Raw genomic sequence first — 16497 nt, 5'->3', positions numbered from 1 at the left:
CCCACCGGGTAAACCGGGTAAGGCCCCTCGGAGACGACGAGGTAGATCGGCCCGAGGTGGAAGCGCGGCGACGCGCGGAGCTGACGGGTACGAATTGGCCGAGGCCTTGCGAGCGTCTATCCGGTTTTGAGGGAGCGGGGAGGTGGCCATAGCGGAGGGGAAACACCCGTACCCATACCGAACACGGCCGTTAAGCCCTCCCGCGCCGAAGGTACTGCCCTGGAGACGGGGTGGGAAAATAGGTCGCTGCCTTCCTGACCTCCCTGAAACTTGTGAATTCCCAAGGCGGCCCCATGCGGAACCGCCTTTTCTGTTCCGCAGTAGCTCAACGGTAGAGCATCCGGCTGTTAACCGGAGGGCTGCAGGTTCGAGTCCTGCCTGCGGAGCCAATGGCCCCTTGGTCGAGTGGTTAAGACACCACCCTTTCAAGGTGGTAGCAGGGGTTCGATTCCCCTAGGGGTCACCACTGTATCCGGTGCTGTGGTATAGGGGTCAACACGCCGGCCTGTCACGCCGGAGATCGCGGGTTCAAGTCCCGTCAGCACCGCCAAACGTGCGGGTGTGGCGGAAGTGGTAGACGCACTAGACTTAGGATCTAGGGCCGTATGGCGTGGGGGTTCAAGTCCCTCCACCCGCACCACGAAATGTGCTATACTGAGATATGCGTCGGGATTTAGCTCAGCTTGGCAGAGCGCTTGGTTCGGGACCAAGAGGTCGCAGGTTCAAATCCTGCAATCCCGACCATTTGGCGGCGTAGCTCAGATGGCTAGAGCGTGCGGTTCATACCCGCAAGGTCGTGGGTTCGATCCCCACCGCCGCTACCATATGGTGGATCGGCTCGGTAGCTCAGTCGGTAGAGCAGAGGACTGAAAATCCTCGTGTCGGCGGTTCGATTCCGTCCCGAGCCACCATATTTTTCTTTGCGGAGGGGTAGCGAAGCGGTCAAACGCGGCAGACTGTAAATCTGCTCCCTCTTGGGTTCGGGGGTTCGAATCCCTCCCCCTCCACCATGCGGCGGTCGTGGCGAAGGGGTTAACGCACCAGACTGTGGATCTGGGATTCGCGGGTTCAAGTCCCGTCGACCGCCCCATGTATTTGTCTCCACGCCTCTCTTCCCGATTTCGGGAATGACGGAGGTTGTCGAATAGAGCGCATCTTTTTTTGTTTCGGAAACGTCCACTTCCTATGCCGCACACCACGTTCTATGGCGAAAAAGCGCCTTCCGTTTCTTCGGGAGGCGCTTTTCTGTTGTGCAGAGTTCCCCTACTGTAGAGCGCCCTTTCGACAGAGAGGTCTTTACTTTTTTTCTTACCTCATGCGGTGCACGACATGCGGCTAAAGGTATTCACTACAGCAGTTCGGTTTGGTCGTTGATGAGGGTGGGTGCTTCTTCGTGTTTGGTCGTAACCAGCTCTGCTGATCCATCGGTATTTCTACCTTGACAGTACTAAGATCCTCGTGTTAGTGTAATACTAGGTAAAGGGAAAATGATGTAGGGGGGATGTAAAGTGCCTTGGGAAGTACTGAATGAACGCGTTCCACGAGGGCGTGCTGCAGCGGAGGGATTGGATATGTACGTGCGCGTGAACCGAACCGGCTCCGCATCCCTATCGCGAAAAGCGGTAGAGGCCATCGGAAATCCCGACTACGTCGTAGTCCTCGTGGATCGCGAGCGGGGCCTCTTCGGCATCCGCCGGGCGGAGCCCCACGATCTTGGTGCGCGAGCGGCGCGCAAGGTGGGTACGGGGTACACGCGCACCATTCGCTTTTCGGACCTCCTCCGCATTGCAGGGGCTACGAAGAGGATGGGCGCCGTAAGTGTCAAGTTGGAGGACGGGATTCTCGTAGGCTCCCTCTCGGACCTCGCCAAACTTCCTCTGGCTGGAGAGCCTAGACCCCGCAAGCGGAAGGAAAAAGAAGGCGAATTTGTCGCCGTCCCGGGTCAACGGGGTACGTCTTCGCCTTCTAAGGGCGCTTTCGGCTCCGAACGCGAAGAAATGCCGTTTTAAACCCACACAAAGGTTTTTGCCGCCGGAAGCCATATCGCCGGCGGTGATTTTTTGCCTGGCACTTCGAAAAGCTTCTCTCCAAGCAGGAAGCGACCGCCCTCACGTGCGACCCAAGAACGCCCGCCCGGATCGGGGTGCATGCGGAACCAACGGAAGATGCCTGAATTTCTATCCCGTGTCCTCGATGCGTGGGAACGGCGTTACGAAGGACTTTCTTTGCGCGCGCCCGTTTCGGAGATTTTTCTTTCCCCGGATCACCTTTCCGGAGGGAGATCGGCGCGCCAGGAGTGACGGGATCGATGCGCGGGGAAGTTTGGGTGTACCGTTTTTTCAACGTGGCGCAGGAGATCCATCTGGACGAAGTGGAGAGGTTGTTCGTACACCGCGAGGCGGCCGTCAGGCGAATGCGCCTTCTCAAGGTGCGGCCGCGTTCCTTGGAAATCAAAAACCTCCCCGTCACCGTGGACCTCGGGGAGGTCGAATTGCCGCTTGCCGGTCGGATGCTTTCGGGGCGCCTGCGCGCCCGCCTGTACGACTTCGGCGTTCTCAGCCTCGTCGCCCGGATTTCCCTTCCGGAGAATTGGGATGTGGAAGACGTAAAGCGGTTGGCCGTAGAACTCAACGAGGACGAAGAAAACGATCCTTTTGAGCGGGTTTTTGCAGACGTTCGGGAGGACATCGTTCGGTCTCTTGCCGGAGCCCTCGAAGGAGAAGGTTCCCCGGAATACGTTCACGAATTCACCCTCTACGTACTTCCCGAATGGCCCAAGGAACGAGACGCGGCGGAACTCCTTTTGGGGGAGCCGGAGCGTTTAAGCGAGGCGATGCGCCGCGAAGTTCTCCGGCACCGCGTATCGTACACGGACGATGCCGTGATCGTCACCTCCGTCGCGGCGTGGACGAACGATCCAGAAGAGGCTCCCGACGTGGGGGCGCTTTTGGAGTTTGCCCATGCCCAGTTTCTTGAACTCCGTTACTATGACGACCTCCTCGACGACGAACTTACGAAGCTTTACGAGATCCTCGAAAATCAGCGGTCGTGGGGTTTTTTAGCCTACGGCGGCACGAAGAGGTCATGCGCTACATCATGGAACTCCTCGTCGAGACGGCGGAATTCACGAGCCGCGTGCGCAACGCCGTCAAGGTGACGCAAGATGTGTACTACCTTCGCCTGTATCAGGTCGCCCTCGAACTTCTGCGTGTAGAGGAATGGTCGGCGAGCATTCGGGAAAAAATGGAAATCCTCGAAAGGAACTACGAACTCTTGAGCGATTCCTACATGACCCACCGCTTCATGCTCATCGACACGTTGATCCTCCTCCTCATCTTTCTCGAAATCGTCCTAGGGTTTTTCTTTCTCCGGTGAAAGCACGGAGAGGCCTTTCCTCTCTTCGGGGAGAAAAGGAAGCCGTTCCCGCAGATCTTTTGCGCCGCCGCAGGCGCTTTGTTTTTCTCTGGAGTTTTTCAGGTGCGGAGGAGGCGGCGTTCGAGGACGTGGGCGATTTGCGAGAGGAGGAAGTTTACGCTGAAGTAGAGGACTGCCGTGGTGGCCAAAATGGGGAGCACGTACCTTACGGGATCGCCGTTGTAGATGATCTGGGCGTTGTGCATGAGTTCAGGCAGGGAGATGGCTACGGCGAGGGAGGTGTCCTTTAAGAGAGAAATAAACTGGCTCACGGTGGGCGGGATCATGCGGACGAGTGCTTGAGGAAGGGCGATGTAACGAAGGATCTGTAGACGCGTCAAGCCGCTGGCCGTCGCGGCCTCGATCTGTTCGCGGTCGACGGAGGCGAGTCCAGCCCGTACGATTTCCGAAATCATTGCCGCTTCAAAGGCGGTTAGGCCTACGACGGCAGACCAGAAGGGATCGAGGCGGATCCCGAGAGTCGGGAGGACGAAGCGGGCAAAGATGAGAAGGTAGAGAATGGGGAGGTTCCGCAAGGTCTCCACCGCAACGGCAAAAAGCGTGGCGAGTCCGGGAACGTCGAGGTATCGAGTTGCTCCGAGAACGATGCCTATGGCGTAGCTGAGCGCAATGGAGATGAGAGCCACTTCGAGCGTGATCCGAAAGCCTTGGAGGAGGAAGTTCAGGTGTGCCGGTTGGAGCGCTTCGAGCCAGGTCTCGATCACGCCGCTTCCCCTCCCTCGAGGACGAATTCCTTGCCGCTCAGCCTCTTTTCCAAGTAGCGTACGAACTGGCTCAGGGGGATCGTGAGCAGGAGATAGAAGGCGGCCACGAGTGTGTACACGGGGAGTGTTTTGAACGTCGCGTTTGCGATGGCCTCGCCCTGGTACAAAAGCTCCGGCCCTGCGATGAGGCTTAGGATGGACGAGTTCTTCACCAAGTTGACAAACTGGTTTCCCAGGGGCGGCAGGACGAGGCGGAACGCTTGCGGGAGGATGACGTAGCGCAGGATTTGTGCGTAGGAAAGGCCCGTGGCGTACCCCGCCTCCCACTGTCCCTTGGGAAGGGAATGGATCCCCGCGCGGATCGCTTCCGCGATGAAGGCCGCCGTGTAGATCGTAAGGGCAAGGGTGCCGGCTACGATTTCGTCGAGGTTGATGTGAAACGGTGCGAGTCCGAAGTAAAAGAAAAAGGCGATGAGGAGGAGGGGGATGTTTCGCACGAACTCCACGTAAGCCCGACCGACGGCGGCCACGGGGGCGTAGGGGAACATGCGGAGGCCGGCGATCAGCGTACCGAGGATCAGGCTCCCCAAAAGCGAGACGACGCTCACGCCGAGCGTGGTGCGGAATCCGCTCCAAAAGAGGTCTCCGTATTCGCGTAGGAGATCGAGGTAGACCATGAAAACACCTCCGGCGTATAGAACTCGGAGGGAACTGTGCCCGGAGACGCTACGGAATACAAGGAAAGGGGGACCGAAGCCCCCCTTCCCTTATCCCCTCGGGGTTTTTGTGGTGCGTGACTCGGACGCTCGGACTACGACCCTTCGGGGATCGTAAACTCGCCGTCGATGGCCTTGAGGTCTTTTTCTTGGGGTTCTTCTTGAAGCCACTTCTTGTAGATCTCCGCGTACTTCCCGTTGGCCTTAATTTCCTTGAGGAACTCGTTCACATACTCTACGAAGACCCGATCGCCTTTGCGAATTCCGATCCCGTAAGGTTCCGTGGTGAAGAGCCCACCGACGAGCACGTAATTCGGGTCTTGTTGGTGCATCCCCAAAAGGATCACGTTGTCTGTCGTGAGCGCGTCGCCCTTGCCGCTCCGCAGGGCGTTAAACGCCTCCGCGTAATTGTCGTACTCCGCTACCTTGGCCTTAGGAGCCTTCTCGCGGATGTTTTGAACGCTCGTCGAACCCTTTACCCCGATTACGGTCGTGTTTTCGTCGAGGTCCTGGATTCCCCGGATTCGGGACCCCTTGGGAACGAGGAGGGACTGCCCGGCAACGTAGTACGCGTTGGAGAAATCAATTTCCTCCATCCGCTTTTTCGTGATCGTCATCGTTGCGATGATCACGTCGATGTCCCCGTTTTTCAGCATGGGGATGCGCGTCTTCGAGGTGACTTCTACGAGTTCCACCTTGTTGGGGTCGCCCAGGATCTTTTCGGCGAGAAGGCGAGCGAGGTCGACGTCGAAGCCTTCTACCTTCCCCGTAGCAGGGTCTTTGTAGCCGAAGAGCTTCGTATCGTACTTTACCCCCGCAACGAGCTTCCCCCGCTGCTTGATGGCGTCGAGCGTGGGACTCCCCGTAGAGGTACCTGCGGATTTGCCGTCGGCAGGGGTAGACGCCCCTCCTTGACCGCAGGCGGCGAGACCTGCGATGAGGAACAGGGCGAGGAAGAGGGCACCCAACTTCCTCCACGAGAACTTCTCGAGCATCTCGCGATACCTCCTTTTTCCTGTTTCGTGTTTTCGGGGAACGCCCCGGTCTTTTGCTTCGCGTACCGCGTTCCTGTGCGCCTCAGTCGGAGTACGCGCCGGCGCCGATTCGGCGACGCAGGATTCGGCGTAAGAACTGCCGCGCCCGTTCTTCGCGCGGTTCGCGGAAGAATTCTTCCGGCGGGGCCACCTCCACGATCTCCCCGTGGTCCATGAACACCACACGGTGCGCCACGTCGTGGGCGAAGTCCATCTCGTGGGTGACGACCACCATGGTCATCCCTTCGGCGGCAAGCTCGCGCATGACCTCGAGCACCTCGCCGACCATCTCCGGATCCAGTGCCGAAGTGGGCTCGTCAAAGAGCATGATCTTCGGCCGCATGGCGAGGGCGCGGGCGATCGCCACTCGCTGCTGTTGGCCGCCGGAGAGCTGACCGGGATACGCGTGCGCCTTTTCCCTGAGTCCCACCTTTTCCAAGATCTGCAGGGCCATGTCCTCGGCCTCTTTCCGATCCATTCCCAGCACTTTGGTCGGCGCGAGGACGATGTTTTCCAGGGCCGTGAGGTGGGGGTAGAGGTTGAAGTGCTGAAAGACCATGCCGATCTGCTTGCGGAGGGCGCGCACGTCGGTCTTCGGGTCGTGTACGCTCACGCCGTCTACGCGCACCTCGCCACTGTCGATGCGCTCTAAGGCGTTGATCGTGCGTAGGAGCGTGCTTTTCCCCGATCCGGACGGGCCGACGATGACCACCACTTCGCCACGCGGTATGAAGAGGTTGATGTTTTTGAGGACGTGAAGCTTGCCGAAAAACTTGTTTACGCGAATAAATTCAATCATCTCGGCTTCGCTCCACCTTTCCGAAATCTTTTGCCGCGGACCATTCCTTCCCGCCCGAGGGAAAGCGCGGGAAGCGGCGAAGGGCGAACCTGGGCATGTATACGAACATTATACGGTTCACCGAAATGTGTCGCAAGAAAGAGATGCGCCGGCAGAGGCCGGCGCAATTTTCCAAACTCCGGTTCGCGCCTCCCTTCATCTTGTTTCAGGAGGGGAGGTCAAGAGCCCGTCCGTCCATTCGCGGAGGAAGGGAGGAAGGTCGAAGGCTGCCCGGATCCCAGAAGGGGTGGCAAATCTCGTATTTCCGGGTAGGGTCCGCCGGAACTCGAGTTCTTCGAGGTCCGTGGCCAACGTAAACATCCAAAATCCGCCGGCGTACGTCGGTACGACGCTCCAATACGGGCGGACGGTGTGAAAGAGTTTCCGAAGGGCGGTGAGCACGCTTTCCACGGTCGAGCGGTGGTACAGCGGCGACTCGCTCTGGACGACGAGGATTCCCCCGGGGCGCAAGGCGCGCTTGGCCGCCGCGTAAAATTCGGGTTGAAAGAGCCCTACGGCGGGACCTACGGGATCGGAAGAGTCCACGAGAATCACGTCGAATTGGGCGGGAGACGCCGTCTCGAGGTAACGAATGCCGTCTTCCGTCCGGAGTTCGAGGCGTGGGTCCTCGCCGCTTCCGGCGATTTCGGGAAGATGGGTGCGCGCCGCCTCGACCACTTGGGCGTCGATTTCCACGAGGACGAGCGACTCGACTTCGGGGTATTTGAGAACCTCCCGCGCCGCTCCGAGGTCGCCTCCCCCCACGATGAGGACCCGACGGGGGTCGGGGTGAAGGAGTAGCGGGGGGTGGGCGATCATCTCGTTGTAGATAAATCCGTCGCGCACCGTCGTCTGCACGATCCCATCGAGGACGAGCATCTTGCCGTAGTCGAAGCTGTCGACCACGAGGATGTGCTGGTACGGAGTTTGGGCCTCGAAGAGCACCTCGCGGATGCGAAACCCGAGGAGGGTCCCCCCTCCTTCTTCCACGTCGACGAGCCAAAGCCCGTCCTCTCTCCGGACGAGGTGCTTGGGAGGCGGGATTGACGCCAACGTGCGTTCACCTCGAATCGCATTTCGTACGGTACGGGGCACCAACGCAAGTATAGCATAAAAGCCCGCCTCGCCCCCGAGAGGACTCTCTATGGGACAGGCGGGCGCCAACGTTCTCGCATTTTCTGTTACCCAACCATACCGGAGTAGGGCTCGATATTCCCCTCCGGTGAGGAAGTCAACGCGTCTTGAGAAGGAGGCGGATGGCCTCTTCCACGGAGCCGTCGATCGTCTCTCCGCGTTCGAGATCGCCGCGCATGCACTGTTCCATATAGTTTCCGACAAGGTAGAGGATCGCGCGATCGAGGGCTGTCCGGGCCGCGGAGAGTTGGTAGATTACCTCGGCGCAGCTTCGCCGTTCTTCCATCATCCGTAGGACGCCGCGGATCTGTCCCTCCACGCGCTTCAATCGGTTGCGCACCTTGCGGTCGTAGAGGGCTTCGGCGTTGGCCCCGTACCCTACGCATCCGTGAGCACGGCCGGGTTCCGGCGACTCCGGCTTCGCAGGGCGTGCGTCGCCTTCCATCCGTACGGTCATCGTCCTCTCCCTCCCTTTTGCGGACCAAATGACCTTCTTTTGCCCCGCAGGGTTTTCACGATGTGCCTCGCTCCCGCAGTTTGTTCCTTTATTCACATTCTAAACCATAGAACCCTCCCTTCCCAGGAGGGTCGTAGGGAAAGTTGTGGCATTTTTGTGACGGACCGGCGACGTCATGCGGCGGATCCGCGCCGGCGAGATTTCGGGATGTTTAGTGCCGATGAAGCTCGAAGTAGAGGTGCTTGACGACGGGGAGGATGAGTTCTTCAACCGCAAGGCGGACGGCGTTGAGGGAACCGGGGAGGAGGAACACGGCCTTTCGGCCGACAACGCCTGCTTCCGCACGTGAGAGCATGGCACGGGCGTGGATTTCGCGAAAGCTCAGCATGCGAAAGAGTTCGCCGAAGCCGGGAAGCACCTTTTCCAGACGCGGGAGTACGGCTTCGACGGTGACGTCGCGGGCGGTGATGCCGCTTCCGCCGGTAAAAAGCACGCCGAAGGCTTCCGAGGCAAGGGCCTCCTCGAGCGCCTCGCGAATGGCCTCTACCTCGTCGGGGACGATGCGGGTGTAGACGACCCGATGGCCCGCCTCTTCCAGGCGTTCTCGGATCCACCGTCCGCCGCGATCGGTTTCTGGCGTTCGCGTATCGCTTACGGTGACCACAGCAAAGGGGAGGGAACCGACGTCTTCTCCGAAGTGCGCATGTTCGTCGGGGAAGGGGAGTTGGGACTCAGGAGCCACGGACCTTCACCTCCGAGTCCATTGTACGACATGGACGGATCCGTCGTCTTTGGATCAGCCGGTTTTGCGGGGTGTGCGCGCAGAGGGAAGAGGGTGCCTGAACCCTTCCGCCTTTTCCCGCCAGGCGATGCAGTGAAACAGGCGGACGGCGGCTTCGTAGAGGTCTTCCGCCGCCCGCGGGAGGAGTTCTGCGAGCGGCGCAGGTCGGGAAACGGCGGCCTGTAGGCAGGCGAAGTACGGGAGGAGCTCGTTGGCCCCATCGCCCAAACTCCCCGAGAGGAGGAAGACGGGCTTCCCTTTAGCGGCTGCAAAGCGGGCGACGGCGATCGGAACCTTTCCCTGGAGCGTCTGGGCGTCGCTTTGCCCTTCTCCCGTGAGGACGAAGTCCGCGTCGGCAATGGCCCGAGGAAGTCCGATGCGTTCGGCAATCGCATCCGCCCCTGGAAGGAGGCGGGCACCCAGGAGGGCAAGGGCAAAGCCGAGACCTCCTGCCGCCCCCGCGCCGGGATGGGTCGGGAGGTCTTCGCGTGCATCGCCGCGGGCGCGAAGGAGGAGCTCTGCAAAGCGCGCCATACGTCGGTCAAATTCTTCGAGGTCTTTCTGCGGGACCCCCTTTTGGGGTCCGTACAGAAAGACCGCGCCTTCGGGCCCCAGAAGAGGGGCGGCGACGTCGACGAAGGCGACGAGTTCGCTCTCCCGAAGGCGCGGGTCGAGCTCCGTAAGCTCTACGCGGTCTACGCGAAAGAGCGAAGCGGCGACGGGCGGAAGTTCGTGCCCCGAAGCATCGAAAAACCTCGCCCCCAAAGCCGCGAGAAGGCCCATTCCGCCGTCTACCGTAGCCGTTCCGCCGAGTCCGAAAAGGATGCGGCGGATCCCCTGATCGAGGATGTGGCGGAGGAGCTGGCCGATTCCCGACGTACCGAAGCGATAGGGATCGCGTTCGCCGCGGACGAGACCGTATCCGACTACTTCGGCGACTTCGACGACGGCGGTAGGCGGTGTTTCGGGACAAAGGCCCCACCGCGCGCTCACCATCGCGCCGGTGGGGCCGGGTACGGCGTAGCTTTGTAAGTCTTTCGGATCGGGGCACAGGACTTCCAACGTACCCTCTCCCCCGTCGGCCATGGGGAAAGGAAGGTCCGTGGCGTCGGGAAAAACCGCAGCCAGGGCACGCGCCCAAATTTCCGCCACTTCGCGCGCGGTGAGGGATCCCTTGAAGCTGTCCGGTGCGAGGACGACGCGCACGCCTTTTCCTCCTCGGAGCGGGGCGAAGTCGTTCGAAGCGCCGGCCGCAAGCCCCGCCTTTCGAGCGAGAGCGACTTCCTTCCGGCTACGCGAGCCCCAAAAGCCGTCCGACTTGGTAGACGAGGACGGCAAGGGTGTATCCGATGAGGGTCGTGTACACGAGGGCGATGAGCGGCCACTTCCAGCTCTGCGTTTCTTGGCGGATCACCGCAATCGTCGCCGCGCAGGGAATGTAGAGGAGCGTCATCACCATGAACGCGTATGCCGCAAGGGGGGTAAAGTGCTCCGCAAGGGCCGGGCCCAGCTCTGCAGGATCGACGCCGTACACGGCAGAGAAGGCGGAGTTTACGGACTCCTTGGCGAGCACGCCGGCGAGTAGGGCAACGCCCGCCTCCCATGTCCCGAATCCGGCGGGAGCGAAGACAGGGGCTATGGCCTGTCCGATTTGTCCGATGTAGCTCTCCTCGCTGTTCTCCTCTACGCCCGGCGGCAGGTTTCCGAGGGCCCAGATGAGGATTACGATAGCGACGATGATCGTCCCCGCCTTGCGCAGAAATTCCTTGGCCCGGTCCCACGTGTGCAAAAGGAGGGAGCGAACGTCGGGAAAGCGGTAGGGCGGAAGCTCGAGGATGAACGGCGCCGATTCGCCTTTAAAGATGAAGGTACGGAGGAATTTTGCGACGGCGATGGCGACGACGATTCCCAGGAGGTAGAGGGAAAAGACGACGAGTCCCGCGTGTTCCGGGAAGAATGCTCCTGCGAGGAGCACGAAAACGGCAAGGCGCGCCGTACAGGACATAAAGGGGTTTACGAGGATTGTCGTGAGGCGGTCTGCCCGACTTTCAAGCGTGCGCGTCGCGAGGATCGCGGGCACGTTGCAACCGAATCCCAAGAGCATGGGGATGAAGGACTTTCCGTGGAGGCCTATGGCACGCATGAAGCGGTCCATGACGTATGCCGCGCGGGCCATGTAGCCGGAGTCTTCGAGGAGGGCGATCGCGAGGAACATGAAGAAGATCGGCGGAAAGAAGACGACCACGGCGCCGACCCCGTTGATGATCCCGTTGGTCACGAGGGAGACGACCGTGTCGTGAACGCCCAGATCGGTGAGGTACTCCCCGGTCACGTCTCCGAACCACGAAAACGCCTCTTCCAAGAGGTCGCTCAGCGGCTTCCCCAAGGCGAAGGTGAACTCGAAGACGAGGAACATGAGGAAGAGGAAGATGGGGATCCCCCAGATCCGATGGGTGAGGATGCGGTCGAGGCGGTCGGAAAAGGTGAGCGTTTCCGCCTCTTGCGGGCGTTCGACGACGTCGCAGAGGATGCGTTCGATGAACGCGTAGCGCCGGTCGGCGATGACGACTTCCGGGTCTTCTCCCAAGCGCTCGCGCAGGTGGGCGCGGATCGCCCGAACCTCCGCAAGGGCTTCTCGGGGGAGTTTGTCCTCGACTTCGCGGGCGAGGTATTCGTCCCCCTCGAGGTACTTTACGGCGAGCCACCGCAGAGGGTACTTTGCCGCCAGTTCAGACGCGCGTTCGAGGAGGGGAACGAGGCGCTCGAGGGCTTCCTCCACCTCTGGTCCGTAGTCGATGCGCAGGGGTTCGCGCACGGAGCGGGCGGCGACGTCGAGGGCCACCTCCATAAGCGTGTCGAGCCCCTGCTTTTTCGTCGCTACGGTGGGGACGGCGAGAACGCCCAGGCGTTCGCTGAGGAGGTCCGTTCGGATTTTCATCCCCCGGGCCTCGACTTCGTCCCACATGTTCAGGGCGAGGACGACGCGGGGGGTGAGTTCGAGGAGCTGCACGGTGAGGAAGAGGTTGCGCTCGAGGTTTGTGGCGTCCACGACGTTGATCAGGGCGTCCGGACGTTCGCCTACGATGTAGTCGCGGGCCACGCGTTCGTCCTCCGCATAAGCCCCCAACCCGTAGATCCCGGGAAGGTCGACGAGGAGTACCTCGCGACCGCTTTTGGGGTCGCGGTAGCGCCCCTCCTTTTTTTCCACGGTGACCCCCGGCCAGTTCCCCACGTGGTGCCGGAGTCCCGTGAGGGCGTTGAAGAGCGTCGTCTTCCCTGAGTTCGGGTTTCCGGCAACGGCGATCGTGAGCGTCTGCGTCGTGCGGGCCGGCTCCATTCCTACCTCTCCTTTACGTACACCCAGATTGGTGCGCACCGCATGGGCAAAGGCGCGCCTTCTTTTGTGCGGATGTGCGGAGATCTTCGGTCGCGTCAAACCCGTTGGCGCTACGACGGGCAGGAGAGTCGAACGAGGACCTTTTGCGCCATCCCGTGGCCGAGGGCGATCCGTTGTTCGTTTAGGGCGACGATGAGCGGCCCGAAATCGTTCTTGAGGACGCGGACTTCCCGCCCCCGCGTAAACCCAAGTTCTAGCAGGCGAACGTGCGCATCCGTACCTCCTACGATGTCGGCAATGACCCCCTGTTCGTTGGGGCGGAGAAGGGCCAGGGGGACCGCGTTGCGTGCGCTCATGTCAGATCACCTCGACGTAGACGTACTTTGCTTCTTCGCGGCGAAGGCTCAGGTCGTATCCGCGCACTTCGACGTCAATGGGGTCGCCGAGGGGGGCAACGCCGCGCACGGTGAGGGTAGTGCCCGGGGTAATCCCCATAGTGAGGAGCCGTTGGCGGATGGGTCCCGGGGCGGTGATGCGCGCAACTTTGCCTCGACCGCCTACGGGTAGGGTGTCCAGGGTGGGGAGTTCGTTCACGGGGGACCCTCCTTTGAACGATTCCAACATGAATGCTCTTTAAAAGTTGGTGTTGAAAAAAGGGCATTTGCCAATTATCAAGAACGATTCTCATTTTCCTCGCGAGGCTATCGTATCAAGGAGTCGCTCTGGGTGTCAAGGTACGTCCGAAGAGATCTCCGTCGATTTTGTGAACGCGGCTTCTTCTGTCGATCCGTTTCGCCAACCCGGATGCCGGGATTGGGGGAGAAAAGAAAAAACGGCGCCGATGCGCCGTTTGCAAGTTTACGTCGGTAGGGGAAGCGTTTCGTTTACGTGGAGCGTTCTGAACGAAGCCCGGGTTCCAAGGGAAGGCCGCCGCGCAGGTCTCCCTCCCCGTCCCTTTCGTCGTGTTCGTGCTTGAGGTCGTAGTTTAGGCGGACGATCGTGCGGTCTTCGAGTCGGAGTTGGTCCTTGAGGTACGTCACGGTAAGCTCGCTGAAGGTTACGCCCCGGAGCGTCTGGATTTGTTCATGCAACGCTTCCAGACGGGCGAACTTCCCCCGCACGAGGATTACCTCCATGCACTGCGTGAGCGTAAGGTGGACGTGAACGGTGGAGATGATCACGTCGTAAAACGTGTGCTCGAGTTCCATGAGTACGGCGGGAAGGTTGCTTACGTGGTGGTCGTAGGCGACGATGATCGCGCCGGCGACCACCGCCTCCGGGTCGACCTTTTTGGGGTCGAGAATTGCCTTCCGCACGAGGTCGCGGATGGCCTCCGAACGGTTGCTGTAACCCTGTTCGGCAAGGAAGGCGTCGAATTGACGAAGGAGGTTTCCCGGAAAGGATACGCCGAATCGCACGAGGTCGTCGCTCATGGGATTCCCCTCGCTCGTATGGAGTGGGTTGGGTGGGCGTGAGGGCGGGCGAATCCGTTGGTATACCTTTCGTGTTACGAAGATTGTACCACATCGCGAGGGGAAGATGCCAGCCTTCCGTAAGAAGCGAGGTCGTTTGTAAGAGAGTTGTAAGAAGCGGGCCTTCGTGTAGCACTGGACGAAACCGAGGTAGCATTTGCTCAAGGTAGTCCCCACGATTCTGGGAAAGCTTGTCTTTTGGGGTACAAACCTCGGCGGACTTCTCAGGTAAAATAAAAAGAGAAGGGGAACGTACAGCCATCGCGCGAGAAAGGGGCGATTTCCATGTTTCGGCGCATCGTCGTAGCCACGGATGGATCGGAGGGAGCGGGGAAGGCCGTTCGCTACGTGGCGGAAAAGCTGTGCGAAGGGGACGTACGCGTTGCCCTGGTCCGCGTGACGTCTCCGCTCCCGCGCTACATCTTTACGGAGTTTATGGTACCCGATCTCGACCCCCAAGGCGTCGTGGAAAAGCGCACGCGCGACGAGGTAGAGGAGGACGCGGCGCCGCTTCGCGAACGGGGGATTCCTTACGAAGTTTACGTGGAGGTGGGCGATCCGGCGTCTGAGGTCGTTCGCCGCGCCCGAGAGTTTGGGGCCGACCTCATCGTCGTCGGACGTCGCGGACTCAACCCCCTGCAGGAAATCTTTCTCGGAAGCGTGAGCCAACGCATCCTCCACCTGTCGGAAATCCCCGTGCTTGTCATCCATTGACTTTCCCGAGGGACGGACGGGAATGCTCAGGAAGTAGGGGGCGGTGCCGCTCCGTCTCGGTAGGAGCGTAGAAGATCGAGGACGCGTTCGTCGCTCACCTGAGGAAACCTTTCGTAGAAGGCTCCCACGGCGCCGAAAGGGGAAGGTGTAGCGAGGACGACCACTTCATCGGCATACGCCCGAAGCTCTTCTACCGTTTCCGGCGGGGCCACGGGGGCGGCGAGGATCGTCCGGCTCGTCGGCGCGGCCCGGCGGAGCCAGAGAAGGGCGCTCTTCGCCGTCGCGCCCGTGGCGATCCCGTCGTCCACCACGATACAATAGGTAGGGTGCGGCGAGGGGATTCCGCGAAATCCGTAGAGGCGCAGACGCGCCGCGAGTTCCGTGCGGGCACGCGCTTCTTCTTCAGCAAAATCCTCTTCCCGAAGCCCCAATTGGTGCAGGACGTCGAGGTTCAGGACGCGACGTCCGTCCGGGCCGACGGCGCCCACGGCGAGTTCGGGATGAAACGGGGCGCCGATCTTGCGCACGACGAGCACGTCGAGGGGGATTCCAAGTTCGGCGGCTATTGCGGCGCCGACTTCCACGCCGCCCCGGGGAATGGCGAGGAGGAGTGCGTTCTGGGGAGTAAGGCGGGGAAAGCGCCTTTGCAGTTCGGCAGAGAGCTTCTTCCCGGCCTCCTCCCGATCGCGAAAGAGGGGTCGGAACCACCCTGCAGTCACGGGAAATCCTCTCCCTTCTTTTCTCCTAGACAAAAAATCGAATTGCGACCCGGGACGGGTCTGAAGGCTGGGTGAAGGGATGGAAATCGAAGGATCGGCGAGTGTAGACGTCCAGGCGCGTTGCGGCAGCGTAACCCCGCTCGGCCGCGGGTTGCACATGATTGACCTCTGCGACTGGTTCCTTCCCGAACGCACGGCGGCCTACGTCTTTCCCGAAGAAGGGATCCTCATCGAAACCGGACCGGCCGTGAGCTTCCCCTTTCTCCTCAAGGGGCTTACGACGCTCGGGATGAGCCCCCGGGACATCCGTACGGTAATCGTCACCCACATCCACCTCGATCATGCCGGTGCGGTGGGCCTCTTTCTCAAGGAGGCACGGGAAGCCGAGGTGATCGTACACCCGCGTGGGGCGAGGCACCTGATGGATCCCAGTCGCCTCGTCGCCGCGGTGCGCGAGCTCTACCGGGGGCGGTTCGACGAGTTTTACGCCCCCGTCCTTCCCGTGGATCCCGACCGCGTTCGCACCGTACAGGACGGCGATTTTCTTTTGCTCTCCGAGGGAAGGCGCCTGTTCTTCTACGATGCGCCCGGACACGCACCCCACCACATTGCCGTGTACGCTCCGCACGCAGAGGGGGTCTTTACGGGGGACGCCGCTGGGGTGTGGTACAGCCGTCTCGCCTGGACGGGGACCTTTCTCGTCCTGCCTTCTACGGTCCCCACGCAATTCGATCCCGAAGCGATGCGCCGAACGTGGGAAAAGCTTCGCGCCCTCAAGCCCCGCCGTCTCTTCTTTTCCCATTTTGGCGAAACGGAGGCCGTGGAGGACGTCTTCGGCCAGCTCGGAAAGTGGTTGCCGCGGTACCTGGAAGACGGGGAATTCGTACTTCGCCGCTACCTTCGCCCGTGGCGAGAAGGAGAAGAAGCGGACAGGGCCGCGATTTTCGCCCAAGCCGTAGAGCAGCTCACGGAGATGCTCTGGGAACGGATCTTGCGGGACATCGGCGCACAAGGCCGCGGGGGGGAGCGGGCAAAGGAGATCTTTCGTCGGGAAACGGCGTACCGCCACGATGTCTACCTGAACGCCTACGGCGTCATGGACTACCTCTTCCGCCAAAGCTCCAGAGAGGATTCGGGTTGACGGGGGAGCGGTCGG

At 61.0% G+C, this 16497-nt stretch carries 18 protein-coding genes, 9 tRNA genes and 2 rRNA genes; 16 read left to right on the top strand and 13 right to left on the bottom strand.

The genetic code is table 11. The annotated features are described in order from the left end of the window. The 14 genes from C7438_RS08655 to C7438_RS08590 form a co-directional block, all read left to right on the top strand. A 23S ribosomal RNA gene (locus tag C7438_RS08655) occupies nucleotides 1-114 on the top strand; the annotation flags it as partial. A 24-nt stretch (nucleotides 115-138) separates the two neighbouring features. Then, a 5S ribosomal RNA gene (gene rrf, locus C7438_RS08650) occupies nucleotides 139-255 on the top strand. A 59-nt stretch (nucleotides 256-314) separates the two neighbouring features. After that, nucleotides 315-389 (top strand) — tRNA-Asn (locus tag C7438_RS08645). 2 nt (nucleotides 390-391) lie between these two features. Beyond that, a tRNA-Glu gene (locus C7438_RS08640) sits at nucleotides 392-466 on the top strand. An 8-nt stretch (nucleotides 467-474) separates the two neighbouring features. Further along, a tRNA-Asp gene (locus C7438_RS08635) sits at nucleotides 475-550 on the top strand. A 5-nt stretch (nucleotides 551-555) separates the two neighbouring features. Beyond that, a tRNA-Leu gene (locus C7438_RS08630) sits at nucleotides 556-640 on the top strand. Nucleotides 641-667: 27 nt separating this feature from the next. Beyond that, nucleotides 668-744, top strand: a tRNA-Pro gene (locus C7438_RS08625). Between the two features lie 3 nt (nucleotides 745-747). Further along, a tRNA-Met gene (locus C7438_RS08620) sits at nucleotides 748-824 on the top strand. 11 nt (nucleotides 825-835) lie between these two features. Beyond that, nucleotides 836-911, top strand: a tRNA-Phe gene (locus tag C7438_RS08615). Between the two features lie 13 nt (nucleotides 912-924). Then, nucleotides 925-1010: transfer RNA gene (locus tag C7438_RS08610), tRNA-Tyr, on the top strand. Between the two features lie 4 nt (nucleotides 1011-1014). Continuing rightward, a tRNA-His gene (locus C7438_RS08605) sits at nucleotides 1015-1090 on the top strand. A gap of 481 nt (nucleotides 1091-1571) precedes the next feature. Continuing rightward, nucleotides 1572-2009 carry a hypothetical protein gene (locus C7438_RS08600; RefSeq protein WP_121444954.1) on the top strand — a complete coding sequence of 146 codons (438 nt, stop codon included), beginning with the start codon at nucleotides 1572-1574 and terminating at the stop codon, nucleotides 2007-2009. A 299-nt stretch (nucleotides 2010-2308) separates the two neighbouring features. After that, nucleotides 2309-3157 carry a hypothetical protein gene (locus C7438_RS08595; RefSeq protein WP_147402036.1) on the top strand — a complete coding sequence of 283 codons (849 nt, stop codon included), beginning with the start codon at nucleotides 2309-2311 and terminating at the stop codon, nucleotides 3155-3157. Continuing rightward, nucleotides 3085-3375 carry a hypothetical protein gene (locus C7438_RS08590; protein ID WP_147402035.1) on the top strand — a complete coding sequence of 97 codons (291 nt, stop codon included), beginning with the start codon at nucleotides 3085-3087 and terminating at the stop codon, nucleotides 3373-3375. The genes C7438_RS08595 and C7438_RS08590 overlap by 73 nt, the downstream gene beginning before the upstream one ends. A gap of 98 nt (nucleotides 3376-3473) precedes the next feature. Here the strand turns inward: C7438_RS08590 and C7438_RS08585 are convergent, their stop codons facing one another. From C7438_RS08585 to nikR, 12 genes are all read right to left on the bottom strand, one after another. Continuing rightward, on the bottom strand, nucleotides 3474-4136 hold the full coding sequence (locus tag C7438_RS08585) for an amino acid ABC transporter permease (RefSeq protein ID WP_121444970.1): 663 nt from the start codon (nucleotides 4134-4136) through the stop codon (nucleotides 3474-3476). Next, nucleotides 4136-4816: an amino acid ABC transporter permease gene (locus C7438_RS08580; RefSeq protein ID WP_121444951.1), complete on the bottom strand. Its 681-nt coding sequence runs from the start codon at nucleotides 4814-4816 to the stop codon at nucleotides 4136-4138. Before C7438_RS08580 ends, C7438_RS08585 begins: the two co-directional genes overlap by 1 nt. A gap of 134 nt (nucleotides 4817-4950) precedes the next feature. Continuing rightward, a complete protein-coding gene (locus C7438_RS08575) occupies nucleotides 4951-5850 on the bottom strand; it encodes a transporter substrate-binding domain-containing protein (protein WP_121444950.1) in 900 nt (299 codons plus the stop codon). 82 nt (nucleotides 5851-5932) lie between these two features. Next, complete coding sequence (locus C7438_RS08570) at nucleotides 5933-6688, bottom strand: amino acid ABC transporter ATP-binding protein (protein WP_121444949.1); 756 nt, start codon at nucleotides 6686-6688, stop codon at nucleotides 5933-5935. Nucleotides 6689-6883: 195 nt separating this feature from the next. Beyond that, nucleotides 6884-7780, bottom strand: a complete 897-nt coding sequence (gene speE / locus C7438_RS08565; RefSeq protein ID WP_170143676.1) for a polyamine aminopropyltransferase — start codon at nucleotides 7778-7780, stop codon at nucleotides 6884-6886. 178 nt (nucleotides 7781-7958) lie between these two features. Further along, complete coding sequence (locus tag C7438_RS08560) at nucleotides 7959-8201, bottom strand: metal-sensing transcriptional repressor (protein ID WP_252393343.1); 243 nt, start codon at nucleotides 8199-8201, stop codon at nucleotides 7959-7961. Between the two features lie 328 nt (nucleotides 8202-8529). After that, complete coding sequence (locus C7438_RS08555) at nucleotides 8530-8982, bottom strand: MogA/MoaB family molybdenum cofactor biosynthesis protein (RefSeq protein WP_252393342.1); 453 nt, start codon at nucleotides 8980-8982, stop codon at nucleotides 8530-8532. Nucleotides 8983-9114: 132 nt separating this feature from the next. Further along, complete coding sequence (locus C7438_RS08550) at nucleotides 9115-10305, bottom strand: glycerate kinase (RefSeq protein ID WP_170143675.1); 1191 nt, start codon at nucleotides 10303-10305, stop codon at nucleotides 9115-9117. Between the two features lie 85 nt (nucleotides 10306-10390). After that, the gene (feoB, locus tag C7438_RS08545; protein WP_121444945.1) at nucleotides 10391-12436 is read right to left on the bottom strand and encodes a ferrous iron transport protein B; all 2046 of its coding nucleotides are present in this window, start codon (nucleotides 12434-12436) and stop codon (nucleotides 10391-10393) included. A gap of 110 nt (nucleotides 12437-12546) precedes the next feature. Beyond that, nucleotides 12547-12792 carry a FeoA family protein gene (locus C7438_RS08540; RefSeq protein WP_121444944.1) on the bottom strand — a complete coding sequence of 82 codons (246 nt, stop codon included), beginning with the start codon at nucleotides 12790-12792 and terminating at the stop codon, nucleotides 12547-12549. Nucleotide 12793: 1 nt separating this feature from the next. Next, nucleotides 12794-13030, bottom strand: a complete 237-nt coding sequence (locus tag C7438_RS08535; RefSeq protein ID WP_245956598.1) for a FeoA family protein — start codon at nucleotides 13028-13030, stop codon at nucleotides 12794-12796. A gap of 290 nt (nucleotides 13031-13320) precedes the next feature. After that, nucleotides 13321-13869 (bottom strand): nickel-responsive transcriptional regulator NikR, encoded by a 549-nt coding sequence (gene nikR, locus C7438_RS08530; RefSeq protein ID WP_121444942.1) that lies wholly within the window; start codon nucleotides 13867-13869, stop codon nucleotides 13321-13323. 324 nt (nucleotides 13870-14193) lie between these two features. On the opposite strand from nikR, the gene C7438_RS08525 reads away from it, so the two are divergent. Then, nucleotides 14194-14622: a universal stress protein gene (locus C7438_RS08525; protein WP_121444941.1), complete on the top strand. Its 429-nt coding sequence runs from the start codon at nucleotides 14194-14196 to the stop codon at nucleotides 14620-14622. A gap of 26 nt (nucleotides 14623-14648) precedes the next feature. On the opposite strand, the gene C7438_RS08520 is transcribed toward C7438_RS08525, so the two are convergent. Further along, entirely contained in the window at nucleotides 14649-15341 is a 693-nt protein-coding gene (locus C7438_RS08520; protein ID WP_211322160.1) for a phosphoribosyltransferase, read from the bottom strand. A gap of 79 nt (nucleotides 15342-15420) precedes the next feature. Between C7438_RS08520 and C7438_RS08515 the strand changes: the two genes are divergently transcribed. Next, nucleotides 15421-16482 carry an MBL fold metallo-hydrolase gene (locus tag C7438_RS08515; protein WP_121444939.1) on the top strand — a complete coding sequence of 354 codons (1062 nt, stop codon included), beginning with the start codon at nucleotides 15421-15423 and terminating at the stop codon, nucleotides 16480-16482. Nucleotides 16483-16497: the final 15 nt, after the last annotated feature.

The sequence above is a fragment of the Brockia lithotrophica genome (assembly GCF_003633725.1).
GTDB lineage: Bacteria > Bacillota > Bacilli > Thermicanales > DSM-22653 > Brockia > Brockia lithotrophica.
This window is presented reverse-complemented; position numbering and strand designations above follow the sequence as displayed.